This window comes from Pseudomonas sp. 2hn, from assembly GCF_019646095.1.
In the GTDB taxonomy this organism is placed as follows: domain Bacteria; phylum Pseudomonadota; class Gammaproteobacteria; order Pseudomonadales; family Pseudomonadaceae; genus Aquipseudomonas; species Aquipseudomonas peradeniyensis.
The window spans coordinates 1,951,737-1,969,865 of record NZ_CP081016.1; the positions used below are offsets into that span (position 1 = coordinate 1,951,737).

Consider the following 18,129-nt stretch of genomic DNA (forward strand, 5'->3'; position numbering starts at 1 on the left):
GAGACTGACATGACTGCTTATGTACGCCCGGCCCTGAGCCTGGTCCTGCTGATGACCGTGATCACCGGCGCGCTGTATCCCCTGGCGGTGACCGGCATCGCCCAGGTCGCCTTCCCCGACCAGGCCAATGGCAGCCTGGTGCGCGATGACCGCGGCGAGGTGCGTGGCTCGGCGCTGATCGCCCAGGAGTTCAAGGGTGACGCCTGGTTCCAGTCGCGGCCTTCGGCGGGTGCCTATGCCACCGTGGCCAGTGGCGCGAGCAACCTGGCGCCGAGCAATCCGGCGCTGGCCGAGCGCGTGAAGACTGATGCCGCTGCGCAGTACCAGGGGCAGCAGGGGCCGGTGCCTCAAGCGCTGCTGACCACCTCGGGCAGCGGGCTGGATCCGCATCTGCCGCCCGAGGCGATCGCTTACCAGCTGCCGCGCGTGGCGGCGGCGCGGCAGGTCTCGGAGGAACGCTTGCAAGCGTTGGTGAATGAGGCCACCCTGCGTCCACTGGTCGGGCCGCCCGTGGTCAATGTGCTGGCGCTGAACCAGGCGCTGGAGCGCTTGGCGCCAGTGGCCGTGCACTGATACCCCTGTAGGAGCGGCCTTGTGCCGCGAAAGGGCCGCGCAGCGGCCCCAGCGATTGTTGCCTCACCACAGATCACCTGGGGCTGCTATGCAGCCCTATCGCGGCACGAGGCCGCTCCTACATCGACCGCGTAATGAGGCAAAAAAGGATAAAACATGAGTGACTCCGCCCGCGCCGACGCGCTGTTGGCGGGCCTGCCCCGGGAAGGCCGGGGCAGGCTCAAGGTATTTCTCGGCGCCGCGCCCGGGGTCGGCAAGACCTTTTCCATGCTGCAGGCCGCCCACGCCCAGCAACGCCAGGGGGTGCGCGTGGTGGCCGGCGTGGTCGAGACCCACGGTCGCGCCGAGACCGAGGCCCTGCTCGGCGGCCTGACCCAGCAACCCCTGCTGCGCAGCGAATACCGCGGCGTGATGCTCGAGGAAATGGACCTCGACGGCCTGCTCAAGGCCGCGCCCCCCTTGGTGCTGGTCGACGAACTGGCCCACACCAACGCCCCCGGCAGCCGTCACGCCAAGCGCTGGCAGGACGTGCAGGAACTGCTCGCCGCCGGCATCGACGTATACACCACGGTCAACGTCCAGCACCTGGAAAGCCTCAACGACAAGGTCCGCGACATCACCGGCGTGCAGGTGCGCGAGACCCTGCCCGACTGGGTGCTGCAGGAAGCTTTCGAGCTGGTGTTGATCGATCTGCCGCCCCGTGAACTGCTCGAGCGTCTGCGCGAGGGCAAGGTCTACGTGCCCGAGCAGGCACGGGCGGCCATCGAGGCCTATTTCTCCCAGACCAACCTCACCGCCCTGCGCGAGCTGGCCATGCAGACCGCCGCCGCCCAGGTCGATGCGGACCTGGCCAGCGGCTACCGCCAGCGTGGCCAGGAAGCGCCGGCCCTGCGTGGTCGCCTGCTGGTGGGCATCGACGGCGATGACCAGGCCGAGCGTCTGGTGCGCCATGCCTGCCGCGTGGCCCAGCGGCGCCACCTGCCGTGGAGCGTGGTGCATGTCGACAACGGCCGCCTGCGCGACGAGACTGCTCGCCATCGCCTGCAGGCCGCCCAGCAACTGGCCGAGCGCCTGGGCGGCGAAGTGGTGCTGCTGCGCGCTGGCGAGGTGGCCCGCACGCTGATCCAGCACGCCGCCGAGCGCCGCGCCAGCCTGGTGCTGGTGGGCCAGTCCCGCGACCTGCTGCGCCGGCGCTTCTTCGGCGCCGGCGTTGCCGCGCGCCTGTTGCGCGAAAGCCACAGCCTTGAGATCAACGTCCTCGACCGCGACGCCCAGCCGCAACCGGCGCGGGCGGCAGTCAAGCGCGTGTGGGTATGGCGTCATTACCTGCTGGCGCTGTTCGCCACGGTGCTGGCCACCGGCCTGGCCTGGGCCGTGTCGAGCATGCTGGCGCTGCCCAACATCTCCCTGGTGTTCCTCGCCGCCGTGCTGCTGGTGGCGGTGCGCAGCAGCCTGGGCCCGGCGCTGGCCTGCGCGGCGTTGTCGTTCCTGACCTACGACTTCCTGTTCATTCCGCCGAACTTCTCCTTTGCCATCCAGCGCGAAGAGGATGTGCTGACCCTGGTGTTCTTCCTGCTGATGGCCGCGCTCACCGGCAATCTTGCCGCCCGCCAGCGCCGCCAGCTGCAGGCCCTGCGCGAGACCCAGGCGCAGACCAACCAGCTGCTCGACCTGTCGCGCCGCCTGACCGTGGCCACCGACCGCCAGGCCGTGTTCAGCGCCGCCGGCCAGCATATGGATGGCTGGCAGGACGTGCAGGTGTGCCTGCTCGAACGCAGCGCCGATGGCTTGCTGCAGGTCGCCAGCGGCGGCAACCATGCCTTTACCGACAACGAGCGCGCCGCCGCCGAATGGGCCTGGCAGCATGGCCAGGCCGCAGGCTTTGGCAGCGACACCTTGCCTCACGGTCGTTGGTGGTGGTGGCCGTTGGCCGTGGAAGAGCAACCCCTGGCGCTGCTCGGCATTCGTCCCCGCGATGGCGAGCCGCTGAGTGCCCAGCGCCGCCGTCTGCTGAAGGCCCTGGCACAACCCCTGGCCCAGGCCCTGGCCCGCGCACGCCTTGGCGAGCAACTGGAAGCCGCGCGCCTGCACGGCGAAACCGAGCAGCTGCGCAGCGCCTTGCTCGCCTCGGTATCCCACGACCTGCGCACACCGCTGACGTCCATGCGCGGCAGCATCGACAGCCTGCTGGCCCTGGGCGACGCGATTCCCCCGGATGATCGCCGCGAACTGCTCGAAGGCACCCGCAACGAAGCCGAGCGCCTGGACCGCTATATCCAGAACCTGCTGGACATGACCCGCCTGGGCCACGGCACCCTCAAGCTGGCCCGCGACTGGGTGGCCCCGGCCGACATCGTCGGCAGTGCCCTCAATCGCCTGCGCGTGGTGCTGGCGCCCCTGCGCGTGCACACCGAAGTGCCGCCCGAGCTGCCGCTGCTGTTCGTGCACGCGGCGTTGATCGAGCAGGCGCTGATCAACGTGCTGGAGAACGCCGCCCGTTTCTCCCCGCCGCAGGGCCGCCTGGAGTTGCAGGTTTCGGTGCGCGACGAACAGCTGTGCTTCGCCGTCGCCGACGAAGGCCCCGGCATTCCTCCGGACGAGCGCGAGAAGATCTTCGACATGTTCTACACCGCGGCCCGCGGTGACCGAGGCGGACAGGGCACCGGCCTGGGCCTGGCGATCTGCCAGGGCATGATCGGCGCCCATGGCGGGCGCATCCTGGTCGATGATGGCATCGATGGCCACGGCACTTGCATCACTCTATGCTTGCCGCTGCCGACCCAACCCGATACTGAAAGTGAAGCCCCATGAGCCAAGCCGCCACCCTGCTGGTTATCGACGACGAGCCACAGATCCGCAAGTTCCTGCGCATCAGCCTGGCGTCCCAGGGCTACAAGGTGCTCGAAGCCGCCACCGGCAGCGAGGGCCTGGCCCAGGCCGCGCTGAACAAGCCCGACCTGGTGGTGCTCGACCTGGGCCTGCCAGACATGGACGGCCAGCAGGTGCTGCGCGAGCTGCGTGAATGGAGCGCGGTACCGGTAATGGTGCTGTCGGTGCGCGCCAGCGAGGTGCAGAAGGTCGATGCGCTGGATGGCGGGGCCAACGACTACGTGACCAAGCCGTTCGGCATCCAGGAATTTCTCGCACGGGTGCGGGCGTTGCTGCGCCAGGCGCCCCAGGTGGGCACCGTGTCGTCGGCGGCGAGCTTCGGGCCGCTGGTGGTGGACTTCGCCTTTCGCAAGGTGACGCTTGAGGGCGTCGAGGTGGCGCTGACGCGCAAGGAGTACGCGCTGCTGGCGCAGCTGGCCGGGCACCCGGGGCGGGTGATCACCCAGCAGCAACTGCTGAAGGACATCTGGGGGCCGACTCATGTGGACGACACCCACTACCTGCGCATCGTGGTGGGGCACCTGCGGCAGAAGTTGGGGGACGACCCCACGGCGCCGCGGTTCATCGTTACCGAGGCGGGGGTGGGGTATCGGTTGGTGACGCCGACCCTGTAGGAGCGGGCTTGCCCCGCGACCACCGGCGAAGGCGGCGCCATACATCGCATCGCGGGGCAAGCCCGCTCCCACAGGTAGAGCTGGGCGTTAAACACCCAGTTCCAGGGCCAGAAGCTCCTGCACGGTCTGGCGCCGACGGATCATGCGCAGGTTGCCCTGTTCAATCAGAAACTCAGGCAGCAGGGGACGGCTGTTGTAGTTCGACGACATCGAAGCCCCGTAAGCCCCCGCATCGTGAATCACCAGCAGATCGCCCACCTTGGCCTGGGGCAGTTGCTGCGGGGTCAGTTCCTCGTCGTTCTGGGTGAACACATCACCCGACTCGCACAGCGGCCCGGCCACCACGGTCGGCTGCAGCGGGCGGCTCACTGGCCGGCCTACCGCATCGAACAGGCTCATGCGGTGGTAGGCACCGTACATCGCCGGGCGCATCAGGTCGTTGAAGCCGGCATCGACCAGGATGTAGTGCCGGTTGCCCATCTGCTTGACGGCGCGCACCTCGGTCACCAGGCAACCCGACTCCGCCACCAGGAAGCGGCCCGGTTCGATCTCCATGCGCACGGGGTGGCCGAGCATGGCTTCGATCTCCGCCCGTGCCACCGCCCAGGTGCGGGCGTAGCGTTGCAGGTCCACCGGCTGGTCGTCACTGCGGTACGGCGTGGACAGCCCGCCACCGATGGAGAAGGCCTCGATATCCATGCCCAGCTTGCCGATCAGCCCGACCATGGCGCCGGCCACCTGTTCCAGGTGCGCGTAGTCCACCCCCGAGCCGATGTGCATGTGCACGCCCACCAGGTGCAATCCGTGCTGCTTCACGCAGGCCAGCGCCTCGGGCAGTTGTTCGTGCCAGATGCCGTGCTTGCTGTTCTCGCCACCGGTGTTGGTCTTGCGGCTGTGGCCGTGGCCGAAACCGGGGTTGATGCGCAACCAGACCCGGTGTCCACGGGAGTGCTCGCCCAGCTGACGGAGCATGTCGATGGAACCGGCGTTCACTTCGATCTTCGTCTCTACCACTCGGGCCAGGGTCGGCTGGTCCAGCACGTCGCAGGTCAGCACCACGCCGGCCGGCTCGCCGTCCACCGTTGCCCCAGCCGCGAAGGCCCGCTCTATCTCACCCAGCGACACAGCATCCAGAACCAGGCCACGTTCGCGCATCAGGCGCAGGACGTGCAGGTTGGGGTTGGCCTTCTGCGCGAAGCGGACCGTGTCGAAGTGCTGCTGCAGCTGGTCGATGCGCTGGTGGATGGTCTGGGCGTCGTAGGCCCACAGTGGGGAGCCGTACTGGCGAACGGCCTGGGCCAGGAGGGTGGTGGTCATGGTGGTGTTCCTTGTAATGGATACACCGATCTTGAGTGAGTTGGATGATTCATAAAAATAGCTAATTTTCAGAAGGTCATCCGTATCTGATATACCTTCGCGGCTGTAGGAGCGGGCTTGTCCCGCGAACACCGGCAAAGCCGGTGCCATCCACCGCGTTGCCGGTGTTCGCGGGACAAGCCCGCTCCTACAGGTCCCTGCCAAACGTTCAGGTGTTGCATGCCCCCATGAAACTCACCATCCGCCACATCGAAGTGTTCCGCGCCATCATGGCCGCCGGCAGCGTCACCGGTGCCGCCCGGCTGCTGTTCACCTCTCAGCCCACCGTCAGCCGCGAGCTGGCGCGCATGGAACAGGTTACCGGCCTGAACCTGTTCGAACGCGAAGGTGGGCGCCTGGTGCCCACGGCCCAGGCCTTGTTGTTAATTGAGGAAGTCGAGCGCGCCTTCGTCGGCCTCGAACGCATCGACCGCTTCGCCCAGGCCATCCGTAATTTCGAGCAGGGCCGGCTGGCCATCACCTGCCTGCCGCTGTTCTCGCAAACCCTGCTGCCCAAGGCCTGCAAGGCGTTCCACCAGCAGCATCCGGGCGTCAGCGTGAGTATCACCGCCCAGGAGTCGCCGCTGCTGGAGGAGTCGCTGGTGGCCCAGCAGCACGACCTCGGCTTGACCGAAACCGGGCAGGTGCCCAGGGGGGCGGTCGGGGAACTGCTATTCAGCGCCGACATGGTCTGCGTGTTGCCCGAGCATCATCCGTTGCTCGCCAAGCCGATGCTTGAGTTGCACGACTTCCATGAGGTCGACTTCATCAACCTGGCCAGCCTGGACAGCTATCGGCAACAGCTGGACCGTCACTTCCGCGAGGCTGGAGTAAACAGGCGCACGGTGATCGAAACCACCAGCGCCGCCTCGGTATGCGCCATGGTCCGGCAAGGGCTGGGCGTGGCGATCATCAACCCGCTGAGCGGGTTGGAGGCAGGGCAGGGTGGGCTGCCCATGCGCCGTTTGAGTCTCTCGGTACCGTATCAGGTAATGCTGATCCGACCAGAGCTGCGCCCGGCGTCGGCGGTGCTGGAGCCATTCTGTCAAGCGCTTCGGCTGCAGGCCGGGGAGATGGAGCGGGCATTGGCAAAGGGCGCTTGAGCACGCCGTGTCACCTGTTGGAACGATTCGGAACGCGGCGCAGTCAACCCTTTCGACAGTGTCCAAACGAGGACTCGCCATGAGTACCCTGACAATCGAAGGCTGGTGCAAAAGTGACGGCGACCGCCGATCTTCCCCGGTGGGTGACATCCACTTCGACATCCAGGGCCCGACCCACACGGCGCTGGAGCAGGCCGAGGAGCGTCTACAACAGAGCCACGAGCCCGAAGCGATGGTTGATGTCGACATGGACACGTTGAACCTGGTCTTGCCCGAAGGCTACGGTCCGCTGTCCGACTGCCGCCTGCGCGTCTACCTGAGCAACGACGAACGTGGCCAGTTTCACTTGGTCGGGCATCGGGCCAGCGATGGCAGCCTGATCTACACCAACGCGGTGCTGATTGCACAGTTGAGCTGAGCCTCAGCCGTGCTCCAGTTGCGCGGCCACCTCCTTGGCCAGCGCCAGGAAGGCCCGCGCCGCCGCCGTCTGGTAGACACCCCTGCGCTGCATGAGCACGGCCGTGCGTTGCAGGCGCAAGGGGTCCAGGGCGATGGCGGCCAGGTCGTCATGCGCCAGGACGATGTTGGCCGGGAGCAGTGTCGACAGCGTTGTCCTGCGCACCACTTCGATGACCGCGCCGATGGCGTTGGCCTCCATCATTACCTGCGGGCGGATACCATGCCGCCTGCAGTAGCGCTCGATCTGCTCACGGGTGGCAAACTCGGCACTGAGCAGGATCATCGATTCGTCATTCAGCGCCTGTGGTCCGATGGCACTTGCCTGGGCCAGCGGGTGTTGGCTGCCGACCACCAGCGCCAGGGTCTCGACCAGTAAGGGGTAGGTGTCGATGTCCTGGGCATGGCGTTCATCGAAGGCGATACCGACATCCAGTTCATCCAACTGCAGCATCTGTTCCATACGCTCCTGAGCGATTTCGCTCAGGTTCAGGGTGATGTTGGGGTACCGGCCATGAAAGGCCTCGACCAGGGGGCCGATCAGGTAGCTGGTAAAGGTGGGCGTCACCGCCACCCGCAATGAGCCTCGGCTGAGGTCGCCCACGTCATGGATCGCGCGCCTGGCCTCCTGCAGTTCCTGCGACGCCCGTTTCGCATAGCGCAGATACACCTCGCCAGCATCGGTCAGCCGTGTCGTGCGCCCCGAGCGATCGAACAACTGCGCCCCCAGGCTTTCCTCCAGTTGCCTGACCTGCTGCGAAAGCGCGGGCTGGGAGACGTGCAGGGCTGCCGCCGCCCGAGTGAAGCTGTGGTGTTGTGCGACCGCGAGAAAGTACTGGATGTGCCGGGCGAGCATTTTACGCTCCATAAGATAATCTGATGCTGTGCATCATAAATGAGACTTTTACCTTATGTAACGCGAAGCCTAACCTTTGCCTCACACACCGCGACACTGAGGCATCAGCCATGCAAGACATCATCGACGGCTTCCTGAAGTTCCAGCGCGACGCCTTCCCCGAGCGGGTCAAGCTGTTCAAGGACCTGGCAACCCAGCAAAGCCCACGGGCGCTGTTCATCTCCTGCTCCGACAGCCGCCTGGTGCCCGAGCTGGTCACCCAGCGTGAACCCGGTGACCTGTTCGTCATCCGCAACGCCGGCAACATCGTGCCGTCCTACGGCCCTGAACCCGGCGGGGTGTCGGCCTCGGTCGAATACGCCGTCGCCGCCCTGCAAGTGGCCGATATCGTCATCTGTGGCCATTCCGACTGTGGCGCCATGACCGCCATCGCCACCTGCAAGTGCCTGGACCATATGCCCGCCGTGGCCGGCTGGCTGCGCTACGCCGACTCGGCCCGGGTGGTGAATGAAGCCCGCCAGCATCAAAACCCCCACGCCAAGGTCGAGGCCATGGTGCGCGAGAACGTGATCGCCCAGTTGGCCAACATCCAGACCCACCCCTCGGTGCGCCTGGCCCTGGAAGAGGGCCGCGTGGCCCTGCACGGCTGGATCTACGACATCGAGAGCGGTCGCATCGACGCCTTCGACGGGCGCACCGGCCAGTTCGTATCCCTGGCGGACAACCCAGAAGTCCGCGCGGTTTCCCACGCTTCCCGGCACGTTGCCTGAACCCGTTTTTCAACCCAAGGAGACACCTCATGATCCAGTCGCAAATCAGCCAGAATGCCCGCCTTGCCCTGAGCGAAGTCATCCTCCTGGCCAAGGCCCGCAAGGACCTGTCGTTCGCCCAGATCACCGACGGCACCGGCCTGTCCGAAGCCTTCGTCACCGCCGCGCTGCTGGGCCAGCACCCGCTGCCGGCCAGCGCCGCCCAGGTGGTGGGCGACAAACTGGGCCTGGACGCCGACGGCATCGCCCTGCTGCAGACCGTGCCACTGCGCGGCAGCATCCCCGGCGGCGTGCCGACCGACCCGACCATCTACCGCTTCTACGAGATGCTGCAAGTGTATGGCACCACCCTCAAGGCACTGGTCCACGAGAAGTTCGGCGACGGCATCATCAGCGCCATCAACTTCAAGCTGGACGTGAAGAAGGTCGACGATCCGGAAGGGGGTTCGCGCGCTGTGATCACCCTGGATGGCAAGTATCTGCCGACCAAGCCGTTCTGATTCGCTCATAGGGAAATGGCCCGGCTGCCACAGGGTGGCCGGGCCATTTCCACAGACGATATTGGCCCCCTGTAGGAGCGGGCTTGCCCCGCGAACACCGGCAAGGCCGGTGCCATCCACCACAGGGTGTCGACCGTAATGACTGAGTTACGAGAAACGACGGCATGGACCTGATCTTCAGAAATATCCGCATCGATGATGCAAAACCCTTGATGGATGTGGCCGTGCGCAACGGCAAGATCACTGAAATCGCCCAAACGATCACCGCAACGGCAACCCAGGAAATCCAAGGCAACGGCAATGTCCTGATCCCGGGCTTCGTCGAAGGCCACCTGCACCTGGAAAAAGCCAACGTCATGCAGCGCAAGGCCAACCGCTCCGGCACCTTGAAGGAAGCGATCGCCGTCACCGCCGAGCTCAAGCCCACGCTCACCCGCGAAGACATCCGCGAGCGCTCGACGCAGGTGTTGCGCGCGCTGGTGCAGGCCGGCACCACCCATGTCCGTGCCCACGCCGAGTTCGACCCCGCCCAGGGTTTCACGGGCCTGGATGTGGTACTGGAGCTACGGGAAACATTACGCGATGTCATCGATATCCAGGTGGTCGCCTTTCCCCAGGAAGGCATCCTCAAGGTGCCCGGCATGAAAGCGATGATGGTCGAGGCGATGGAGAAGGGCGCCGATGTGGTCGGCGGCATTCCCTACAACGACGTATCGCCCCACGAGCACATTGATTTCGTCTTCGACCTGGCCCAGCGCTATGGCAAGGACATCGACCTGCACCAGGACTTCGCCGACGACGCCGAGCACATGACCATCGAATACGTGGCCCGCCGGACCCTCGCAGCAGGCTACCAAGGGCGCGTCAGCGTCGGCCACCTGACCAGCCTGGCGGCCGTCGAACCAGCGCGCCAGTCGCGTATCATCGCGCTGCTGCGCGAAGCCGACATCAGCGTGATGTGCTTGCCGGCCACCGACCTGCACCTGGGCGCCCGTGGCGACAGCCACAATGTGCGGCGCACCCTGACCCCGGTGCGAGCCTTGCGCGATGGCGGAGTGAACGTGTGCCTGGCCACCAACAACATCCGCAATGCCTTCACTCCCTACGGCACCGGCGACCTGCTGCATATTGCGCAGCTGGCCATCCCCGCCTGTCACCTGGGCGGGGCGGACGACCAGGCCACGGTGCTGCCGATGCTCACCAGCAACCCGGCCAAGGCCCTGGGTTTGCAGAGCCATGGCTTGGCGGTGGGCAACGACGCGGACCTGGTGCTGATGGACACCCACCGTGTCAGCGACGTGATCCTCGACCTGCCCGCGCGGCTGATGGTGCTCAAGCGCGGCAGGGTGGTGGCGACAGCGGAGCAGCAGCGTTCGGTGGTGTTCTGAAGGCCGGGTTCAGACGGCCAGCAGCAACAGTGCCGCCAGCAGTGCCGGGGGCATTACCAGCACGCCCAGACGCAAGAAACTCAATGCGCCGACATGCTCGCCCTCGCGGCGGATCGCCACCAGCCACAGCAGCGTGGCCAGGGAGCCGGTGATCGACAGGTTCGGTCCCAGGTCGACGCCGATAAGCAAGGCGGCGGTGGTCTGCCGGGGCAGTTCGACGAGGTGGCCGATGGAACCGGCGATCAGGCCGGTGGGCAGATTGTTCATCAGGTTGCTGGCCACGGCCGCAGTCACGCCCGCCGTCCAGCTTGCCGTGCCTGCCGACTGTTGCGCCAGGGCGGCCAACGATTGGGCAAGACGGTCGATCACGCCGGTGTGGGCCACGGCTTCCACCAGCACGAACAATCCTGCGACCAAGGGCAGGACCCCCCAGGCCACGTGACGCAGCAACGGCGCCGGGTTGCGCCGCTGACGCAGGTGAATCAACCCGGTGGTGGCCATGCCTGCGCAAAATGTCGGCAGCCCCAGCGGCACGTCCAGTGCCGATACCGTCAGCAGCAGGGTGCCGGTGAACATCAGGCCCAGCGCGCAAAGCCGGGCGCCGGCCGACAGGGGGCGCATCTCGATGGCCACGGCCAGCGGCTGACGGATGCGCTTGCGCTGGGTCAGGCGCAGCACCAGGTAGGTCATGGCGATGGCGCCCAGCGAGGGCAGGGTGAACTGGCGCAGCCATTCCAGCAGCGGTGGCATCTGGCTGCCGAAGACTACCAGGTTGGCCGGGTTGGAGATGGGCAGCACGAAGCTGGCGGCATTGGCGATGAAGGCGCAGATGAACAGGTAGGGCAGCGGCTCGGCCTTGGCCGCCTTGCACGCCGCATACACGGCCGGTGTCAGCACCACAGCGGTGGCGTCATTGGACAGGAACACGGTGACCAGTGTACCGACCAGGAATACCAGGTCGAACAGGCGTTGGCCCGAGCCCCTGGCATGCTGCACCGCGTACCTGGCCAGCCAGTCGAACAAGCCTTCCTGGCGAGCCAGCTCGGCCAGCACCATCATGCCGGTTAGGAACAGGTAGACATCGCCTCCTTCGGCGATTGCCGCCAAGGCCAGGCGCCATGGGATCAGGCCGCAGGCCGTCAGCCCTAAGGCGGCGCCCATCGCCCAGACATATTCGGGCACGCGTCCCGGCCGAAGGATGACCAGGGCGGTGGCCGCGGCCGCAACCGACCAGATGATCAGGGATGACTCAGCGACAGGCATGCGAGGACTCAGTTTCCGGAAGGGGAGTGAAGGAGAGGGGCTTGCTCGGCGTTGGTATCGCTGGCAGGTCGGCGGGTCTCCGGCATGGCCAGCCAAAGCAGAAGCAACGCTGCAGTCGCGATGCCCGCCAATGTCAGGAATGCCGCGTCGTAGCCTGCGGACTGTACCACCAGCCCCGCGACACCGGGACTTAGCGCTGCGCCCAGGCCGAAGGCCGTGGACAATGCGCCAAGGCTGACATTGAAGCGCCCGCTGCCTTGGGTGAGGTCCTTGACCACTACCGGGAACAATGCCCCGAACAGTCCGGCGCCGATGCCATCGAGCAATTGCACGGCCACCAGCCAGAACGGATCGTCCGACATCACGTAAAGCACGCCACGCAGCGGCAGGATCAGAAAGCCGGCGAGCAACAGCGGCTTGCGTCCCCAGCGGTCGGCCCTGGCGCCGGCCAGCAGCGCCATGGGCACCATCACCAGCTGCGCCGCGACGATGCACGCCGAGGTCAGCGGCGTGGCCAACTGCAGGTTGGCCTGAGCCAGCTTCTGGCCCACCAGCGGAAGCATTGCCGCGTTGGCCAGATGGAACAGCGCGCAGCACACGGCGAACAGCAGCAAGGGGCGATTGTGCAACAGTACGGCAAGTCCGGCGGGGTGGGCGTGCTGGCCCGGCGGCCGCGGGTCAAGGCCGCGCGCGAGGTCATGGTCGATGGCTGTCGCCGGCACTCGGCTGATGGCGATCAGGCTGGCCACAGTCATCGCCGCCATCAGGTAGAACACCGCCACCGGTCCGAACAGGTAGGCCAGCCCGCCGGCGAGCACCGCCGAGCAGGCATTGCCGGCATGGTTGAAGGTTTCGTTGCGACCCATGCGCCGGGTGAATGCCCGGGGCCCGGTCAGGCCCAGTGAAATGGCAGCGATGGCCGGCGCGAACACGGAACCGGCGAGCGCGCTGATGGCTTGGGTCAACGTCACCAGCGCGACGCTGGTGACCCAGGGCAGCACCAGGCAACTGCCGGTCACCAGCAGCGCGGCGATGGCCATCACGGCGCGCTTGGCCGTGGTCCTGTCGATCAGCGCGCCAGCTGGCGTCTGGGTCAGCAATGCCGTGACGCTGGCCAAGGTCATGACCAAGCCGATGCTGCCGGGCTCCCAATGGTGCACCGCCAGCAGGTAGATCGCCAGGTAGGGGCCAAGCCCATCACGGACATCGGCCAGGAAAAAATTCAACCCATCGAGCGAACGTTCATGAGCAGGCGAGGCCAAGGAAAACTCCGCAGGGACAAGTGAACAGAGCGCCCTGGATTTCAAGGGCGGTCAATAGCCGCATACGTTAGCACTCCGCGGCGCAGGTGCTGATGAACTTTGCGCGGATCCGGCATGCCATCGGCCCAGGGGTCAGCGATTGGGCCATTGCTGCAACAGGATCGATACGAACTTTTCGGCCGCCGGCGACAGCGACGCACCGCGACGAAACACCAAGCCCAGCGTGCGGCTGACCTGCGGCTCGCCCAGCGGCACGCTGACCAACGTCGGATGGTCGGCGCTGGGCATGGCCAGGCTAGGCATGGCCGAGACCCCAAGCCCGGCCTCGACCATGCCCAGCGAGGTCGACAGGTGCTGGACCTCGTAGAACCATTGAGGACGAAGGTTCAGGCCGGCCAGCGCATGATCGAGCAACATCCGGTTGCCGCTCAGGCGACCGACTCCGATCAAGCGGTAGTCGGCCAGTTCGGCCCAGGTCACCGACTCGCGCTTGGCCAACGGGTGGTCCCGGCGGCAAGCGAGCACAAAATGCTCCTGTACCAGCGAGACGAACTCGATGTCCGGATGCTGGCCACTCATCATGTTGATGCCAAAATCGGCCTCTGCGCGCAGTACGGCTTCCAGCCCATCGTTGGCACTGAGGTCCAGCAGGCGGATGCGGATCTTCGGGTACTGCGCGTTGTAGTCGCGGATCACCGAGGGCAGAAAGTAGAACGCTGCCGTGGGAATGCAAGCGAGGGTGACCTGCCCCGTCTGGCGCTCGGCCAGTTCGCGGATGCTCAGGATCGAATCCTCGAAATCATCCAGCAGGCGCCTGGCCTTGGGCAGGAAATCCCGACCCACGCTCGTCAGGCTGACCCGGCGCGTAGTGCGTTCGAGTAACGAAGTACCGAGCCCTTCCTCGAGCTTCTTGATTCGTCGGCTCAGGGCGGGTTGGGACAAGTGCAGCGCTTCTGCAGCTTCGTGAAAGCTGCCAAGTTCGGCGATTTTCACGAAAGATCTTATATCTTGCAGTTCATATTCCATCAGGCATCGCTCAGTGGGCCGTTCGATTATTGATGCTTGTATCGCAATAATGACTACGATATTTGCATTGGATTGATTTATCCATCCCTGTCACTCTTTTGCTCACAACATCAATGATGTCCATTGATCAACAAGAGTGCGAAATCATGCAACGAATTCCTTGCGTACTCATGCGCGGCGGTACCTCCAAAGGGCCGTTCTTCCACGCCTGGGACCTGCCTGCAAACGTGGTCGAGCGCGACGAGTTGCTGATCAACCTGATGGGCTCCGGGCACGAGCTGGAAATCGACGGCATCGGTGGCGGCAGCCCGCAGACCAGCAAAGTGGCGATCATCAGCCCGTCGTTGCACGCCGATGCCGATGTCGACTACCTGTTCGTCCAGGTGATGGTCGCCCAGCGGCGCGTCGACACCGCGCCCAACTGCGGCAACATGCTGTGCGCCGTCGGGCCGTTCGCCATCGAGCAAGGGCTGGTCAAGGCCAACGACGGCAAGACCCTGGTGCGCATCCGCAACCTCAATACCGGAACCTTCGTCGATTCACTGGTGCAAACGCCTGGTGGCATCGTGCGCTACGAAGGGCGCACGGCGATCGACGGCGTCCCTGGCACAGCGGCCCCGGTTCACCTGACGTTCCTCGATGCAGTGGGCAGCAAGACCGGCAAGCTGTTCCCTACCGGCAAACCTCAGGATGTGATCGACGGCGTGCCGGTCACCTGCATCGACATGGCGATGCCCATGATGATCGTCGACGCCCGGCAACTGGGCGTGACCGGCTCGGAAACCCCGGCCGAGCTGGATGCCGACAATGCCTTGCTGCAGCGCCTGGAAGCCTTGCGCCTGAAGGCTGGCAAGGCCATGGGCCTGGGTGATGTCAGCGGCATGGTGATCCCCAAGCCGGTGCTGGTCGCGCCACCTCGGCATGACGGTACGGTGCAGGTGCGCTATTTCATGCCGCACAATTGCCACCGGGCCCTGGCGATCACCGGCGCCGTCGGGTTGGCCACGGCTTGCGTCAGCGCCGGTACGGTGGTCGGCGACCTGCTCGGCGAGGGGGCACAACACTTGGAGCAGGTGCACATCGAACATCCCAGTGGTGGCATCGACGTGGCGCTGTCGCGCAGCGGCGTCGATGGCAAGACCCTGCAGGCATCGGTGGTGCGTACCGCCCGTCGGCTCTTCTCAGGGTTCGTCTACGCCCCGTCCTCGCGCAGGCTGGCGGGATAGCCCCAGGCCGCCGCCACCATCAGCGTGGCTTCAGCAACAAGCGCATCCGCACAATTTCAACAATGGGTGATGCCTCATGAAACTTGCCAGATCCCTGTATTTCCAGATCCTCTGCGCCGTCCTGCTGGGCGTGGTGGTCGGCCACTTCTGGGCGCAACAGGCCGTTGCCCTCAAACCCCTGGGCGACGCCTTCATCAAGTTGATCAAGATGATGATCGCGCCAGTGGTGTTCTGCACCATCGTCACCGGCATAGCCGGCATGACCGACAAGCGCTCCCTGGGGCGCCTGATGAGCAAGACCTTGCTGTTGTTCCTGCTGCTGACCGTGATCAGCCTGGTGATCGGCCTGGCGGCGGTGTACCTGTTCCGGCCCGGCGCCGGCATGAACATCGATCCTGCCACCCTGAGTACAGAGGGCCTGGGCCAATACGCCGCCTCGGCGGCGAAACTGGGCGTGGTCGACTTCTTCATGCACATCATTCCGGAGACATTCATCGGTGCCTTCAACAAGGGTGAGGTGCTGCCGGTGCTGTTCATCGCCGTACTCAGCGGCTTCGCCCTGTCGTCCATGGGCGAGAAAGGCCGGCCCGTCCTTGCGGTGCTGGAGTCGGTCTCGATCATGGTGTTCCGTATCTTCGGTTACCTGATGCGTTTCGCCCCGGTCGGTGCGTTCGGTGCGCTGGCCTTCACCGTCGGGCAATACGGCGTCACCTCCCTCGGCGCCCTGGCCAAGCTGGTGGGCACGCTGTACATCGCTTGTGCCTTCTTCGTCCTGGTTGTGCTGGGCGGCATCTGTCGCGCCCATGGCTTCAGCCTGTGGAAGCTGCTGCGCTATTTCCGCGAAGAATTTCTGGTGGTGCTGGGTACCTCGTCCACCGAGCCGGTGCTGCCGCGCATGCTCGAAAAGCTCGAGCGGCTCGGTTGTCGCAAAGGCGTGGTAGGGCTGGTGCTGCCAACCGGGTATTCCTTCAACCTCGATGGCACCGCCATCTACCTGTCGCTGGCGGCCGTGTTCATCGCGCAGGCCTGCAACATCGACCTGACCCTCGGGCAGACGGTAACCATGCTGGCAATCATGCTGCTGTCGTCCAAGGGGGCCGCCGGCGTGACCGGCAGCGGCTTCGTGGCGTTGGCCTCGACCCTCACGGTCATCCACGACATACCGCTGGCCGGGCTTGCCTTGTTGATCGGTATCGATCGCTTCATGTCCGAGGCGCGGGCCCTGACCAGCCTGGCCAGCAACGCCGTGGCCACCGTGGTCATCTCGCTGTCGGAGCATGCCTGCGATCGCGAAACCTTGCTGCGCCGCCTCGACGGCGCGCCATCGGCGGCCGACGAAGCCGTCGACGCTCACCCCGAGTGGTCCGCGCAGCCTCCCCGGCACGGCTGACAACCGGTTATCGCTCCCATGTTGCAGTAGACTTCCCCCCAGCATCCCTGCGATGCCGGGTGGGGCAGGGGGCCGCCTGCGCGTCGGGCGGCCAAACACAGAATAAAAACAAGAGAAAAAACCATGCTCGCACTCCTGGGCCTGATCATGGTGGTGACGTTCACCTACCTGATCATGAGCAAACGCCTGTCGCCGATCGTCGCGCTCACAGTGGTACCCATCGTTTTTGCCGTGATCGGCGGTTTCGCTCCCGAGCTCGGCAAGATGATGCTCGATGGCCTGAAGATGGTGGCACCCTCGGCGGCGTTGCTGCTGTTCGCCATCCTGTTCTTCGGCCTGATGATCGATGCCGGCCTGTTCGATCCTTTGATCCGCAAGATTCTCAAGCGGGTGAACGGCGATCCGATCAAGATCGCCATAGGCACCGCGCTGCTGTCGTTGCTGGTTGCCCTCGACGGCGACGGCACCACCACCTACATGATCACCTGCGCGGCGATGCTGCCGCTGTACAAACGCATCGGCATGAACCCGATGATTTTGGCCACGGTGTCGATGCTATCGCTGAGTATCATGAGCGGCATGAGCCCCTGGGGCGGGCCTGCCACCCGCGCGATCGCCGCCCTTGGCCTGGATGCGACCGAATACTTCATCCCGATGCTGCCCACCGTGATCGGCGGCGCGGCCTGGGTGGTGTTCACCGCCTATCTGTTGGGGCGCGCCGAGCGTCGGCGCATCGGCAATGTCACCCTGGCGTCAGGGGGCGGCAATTGCTACATCAAGGAGATCCTAGGCGACAACCCACACAAGCGTCCGCGCCTGGCCTATGTGAACCTGATGCTGGTGATCGCCGTGATGACCGCGCTGGTGATGGGCGTGATGCATTCCGCGCTGCTGTTCATGATCGGTTTCGTCGCCGCGTTGATGATCAACTATCCGCAACTGGAGCTGCAGAAGGAGCGCATTCTCGCCCATTCGGGCAATGCCATGACCGTCGTGCTGCTGGTGTTCGCCGCCGGCATATTCGCCGGCATCTTCTCCGGCACCAAAATGGTCGACGCCCTCGCCCAGACCTTGGTGGACTGGATCCCCGACGCCTGGAGCCACTGGTTCCCGCTGGTGGTGGCGCTGACCAGCATGCCGCTGACCTTCGTACTGTCCAATGACGCCTACTACTTCGGGGTGGTGCCGATTCTGGCCAACGCGGCCGCGGCCTATGGCATCGACCCGGTGGAAATCGCCCGGGCCTCGGTACTGGGGCAGCCGGTGCACCTGATGAGCCCGTTGGTAGCCTCGACCCTGTTGCTGGTGGGGATGGTCGACCGCGATATCGGCGACTTCCAGAAAGCCACCGTCAAGTGGGCGGTGCTTACCTCGCTGGTGATCACCGCGCTGGCGCTGCTCACAGGTGCCTTGTCTTTCTTCGTGTGAATCACCGGGCGCCGCGCGGCGCCCACCCA

At 65.5% G+C, this 18,129-nt stretch carries 16 protein-coding genes; 11 read left to right on the top strand and 5 right to left on the bottom strand.

Features of this window, described 5'->3' with window-relative positions:
- Positions 1-9: 9 nt before the first annotated feature.
- The 3 genes from kdpC to K2O50_RS08925 all read left to right on the top strand — a co-directional run bounded on the left by kdpC (position 10) and on the right by K2O50_RS08925 (position 4,076).
- Positions 10-573, top strand: coding sequence for a potassium-transporting ATPase subunit KdpC (kdpC, locus tag K2O50_RS08915; RefSeq protein ID WP_050704941.1), 564 nt, complete (start codon positions 10-12; stop codon positions 571-573).
- A 156-nt stretch (positions 574-729) separates the two neighbouring features.
- Positions 730-3,384, top strand: a complete 2,655-nt coding sequence (locus K2O50_RS08920; protein WP_220689995.1) for a sensor histidine kinase KdpD — start codon at positions 730-732, stop codon at positions 3,382-3,384.
- Positions 3,381-4,076: a response regulator gene (locus tag K2O50_RS08925; protein ID WP_050704943.1), complete on the top strand. Its 696-nt coding sequence runs from the start codon at positions 3,381-3,383 to the stop codon at positions 4,074-4,076. The genes K2O50_RS08920 and K2O50_RS08925 overlap by 4 nt, the downstream gene beginning before the upstream one ends.
- 87 nt (positions 4,077-4,163) lie before the next feature.
- Here K2O50_RS08925 and lysA read toward each other — a convergent pair whose 3' ends face one another.
- On the bottom strand, positions 4,164-5,393 hold the full coding sequence (gene lysA, locus K2O50_RS08930; protein ID WP_050704944.1) for a diaminopimelate decarboxylase: 1,230 nt from the start codon (positions 5,391-5,393) through the stop codon (positions 4,164-4,166).
- A gap of 227 nt (positions 5,394-5,620) precedes the next feature.
- Here lysA and K2O50_RS08935 point away from each other — a divergent pair, with 227 nt between their 5' ends.
- Both K2O50_RS08935 and K2O50_RS08940 read left to right on the top strand, forming a co-directional pair.
- Positions 5,621-6,535: a LysR family transcriptional regulator gene (locus tag K2O50_RS08935; protein WP_050704945.1), complete on the top strand. Its 915-nt coding sequence runs from the start codon at positions 5,621-5,623 to the stop codon at positions 6,533-6,535.
- Between the two features lie 79 nt (positions 6,536-6,614).
- A complete protein-coding gene (locus K2O50_RS08940) occupies positions 6,615-6,953 on the top strand; it encodes a hypothetical protein (protein ID WP_050704946.1) in 339 nt (112 codons plus the stop codon).
- A 3-nt stretch (positions 6,954-6,956) separates the two neighbouring features.
- Here the strand turns inward: K2O50_RS08940 and cynR are convergent, their stop codons facing one another.
- Positions 6,957-7,847, bottom strand: coding sequence for a transcriptional regulator CynR (gene cynR, locus K2O50_RS08945; protein WP_050704947.1), 891 nt, complete (start codon positions 7,845-7,847; stop codon positions 6,957-6,959).
- Positions 7,848-7,957: 110 nt separating this feature from the next.
- Between cynR and K2O50_RS08950 the strand changes: the two genes are divergently transcribed.
- The 3 genes from K2O50_RS08950 (at position 7,958) to K2O50_RS08960 (ending at position 10,505) form a co-directional block, all read left to right on the top strand.
- A complete protein-coding gene (locus K2O50_RS08950) occupies positions 7,958-8,617 on the top strand; it encodes a carbonic anhydrase (protein WP_028690494.1) in 660 nt (219 codons plus the stop codon).
- 29 nt (positions 8,618-8,646) lie between these two features.
- Positions 8,647-9,117, top strand: coding sequence for a cyanase (gene cynS, locus K2O50_RS08955; RefSeq protein ID WP_050704948.1), 471 nt, complete (start codon positions 8,647-8,649; stop codon positions 9,115-9,117).
- Between the two features lie 164 nt (positions 9,118-9,281).
- Positions 9,282-10,505: an amidohydrolase family protein gene (locus tag K2O50_RS08960; protein WP_050704949.1), complete on the top strand. Its 1,224-nt coding sequence runs from the start codon at positions 9,282-9,284 to the stop codon at positions 10,503-10,505.
- 9 nt (positions 10,506-10,514) lie between these two features.
- On the opposite strand, the gene K2O50_RS08965 is transcribed toward K2O50_RS08960, so the two are convergent.
- The 3 genes from K2O50_RS08965 to K2O50_RS08975 form a co-directional block, all read right to left on the bottom strand.
- Positions 10,515-11,768, bottom strand: coding sequence for an arsenic transporter (locus tag K2O50_RS08965; RefSeq protein ID WP_050704950.1), 1,254 nt, complete (start codon positions 11,766-11,768; stop codon positions 10,515-10,517).
- 8 nt (positions 11,769-11,776) lie between these two features.
- Positions 11,777-13,030, bottom strand: coding sequence for an MFS transporter (locus K2O50_RS08970; RefSeq protein ID WP_050704951.1), 1,254 nt, complete (start codon positions 13,028-13,030; stop codon positions 11,777-11,779).
- A gap of 132 nt (positions 13,031-13,162) precedes the next feature.
- Complete coding sequence (locus tag K2O50_RS08975; RefSeq protein ID WP_028690499.1) at positions 13,163-14,056, bottom strand: LysR family transcriptional regulator; 894 nt, start codon at positions 14,054-14,056, stop codon at positions 13,163-13,165.
- Positions 14,057-14,202: 146 nt separating this feature from the next.
- Here K2O50_RS08975 and K2O50_RS08980 point away from each other — a divergent pair, with 146 nt between their 5' ends.
- From K2O50_RS08980 to K2O50_RS08990, 3 genes are all read left to right on the top strand, one after another.
- On the top strand, positions 14,203-15,282 hold the full coding sequence (locus K2O50_RS08980) for a 4-oxalomesaconate tautomerase (protein ID WP_052896410.1): 1,080 nt from the start codon (positions 14,203-14,205) through the stop codon (positions 15,280-15,282).
- Between the two features lie 76 nt (positions 15,283-15,358).
- The gene (dctA, locus tag K2O50_RS08985) at positions 15,359-16,672 is read left to right on the top strand and encodes a C4-dicarboxylate transporter DctA (protein WP_028690501.1); all 1,314 of its coding nucleotides are present in this window, start codon (positions 15,359-15,361) and stop codon (positions 16,670-16,672) included.
- Positions 16,673-16,795: 123 nt separating this feature from the next.
- Complete coding sequence (locus K2O50_RS08990; protein WP_050704953.1) at positions 16,796-18,100, top strand: CitMHS family transporter; 1,305 nt, start codon at positions 16,796-16,798, stop codon at positions 18,098-18,100.
- Positions 18,101-18,129 lie beyond the last annotated feature (29 nt).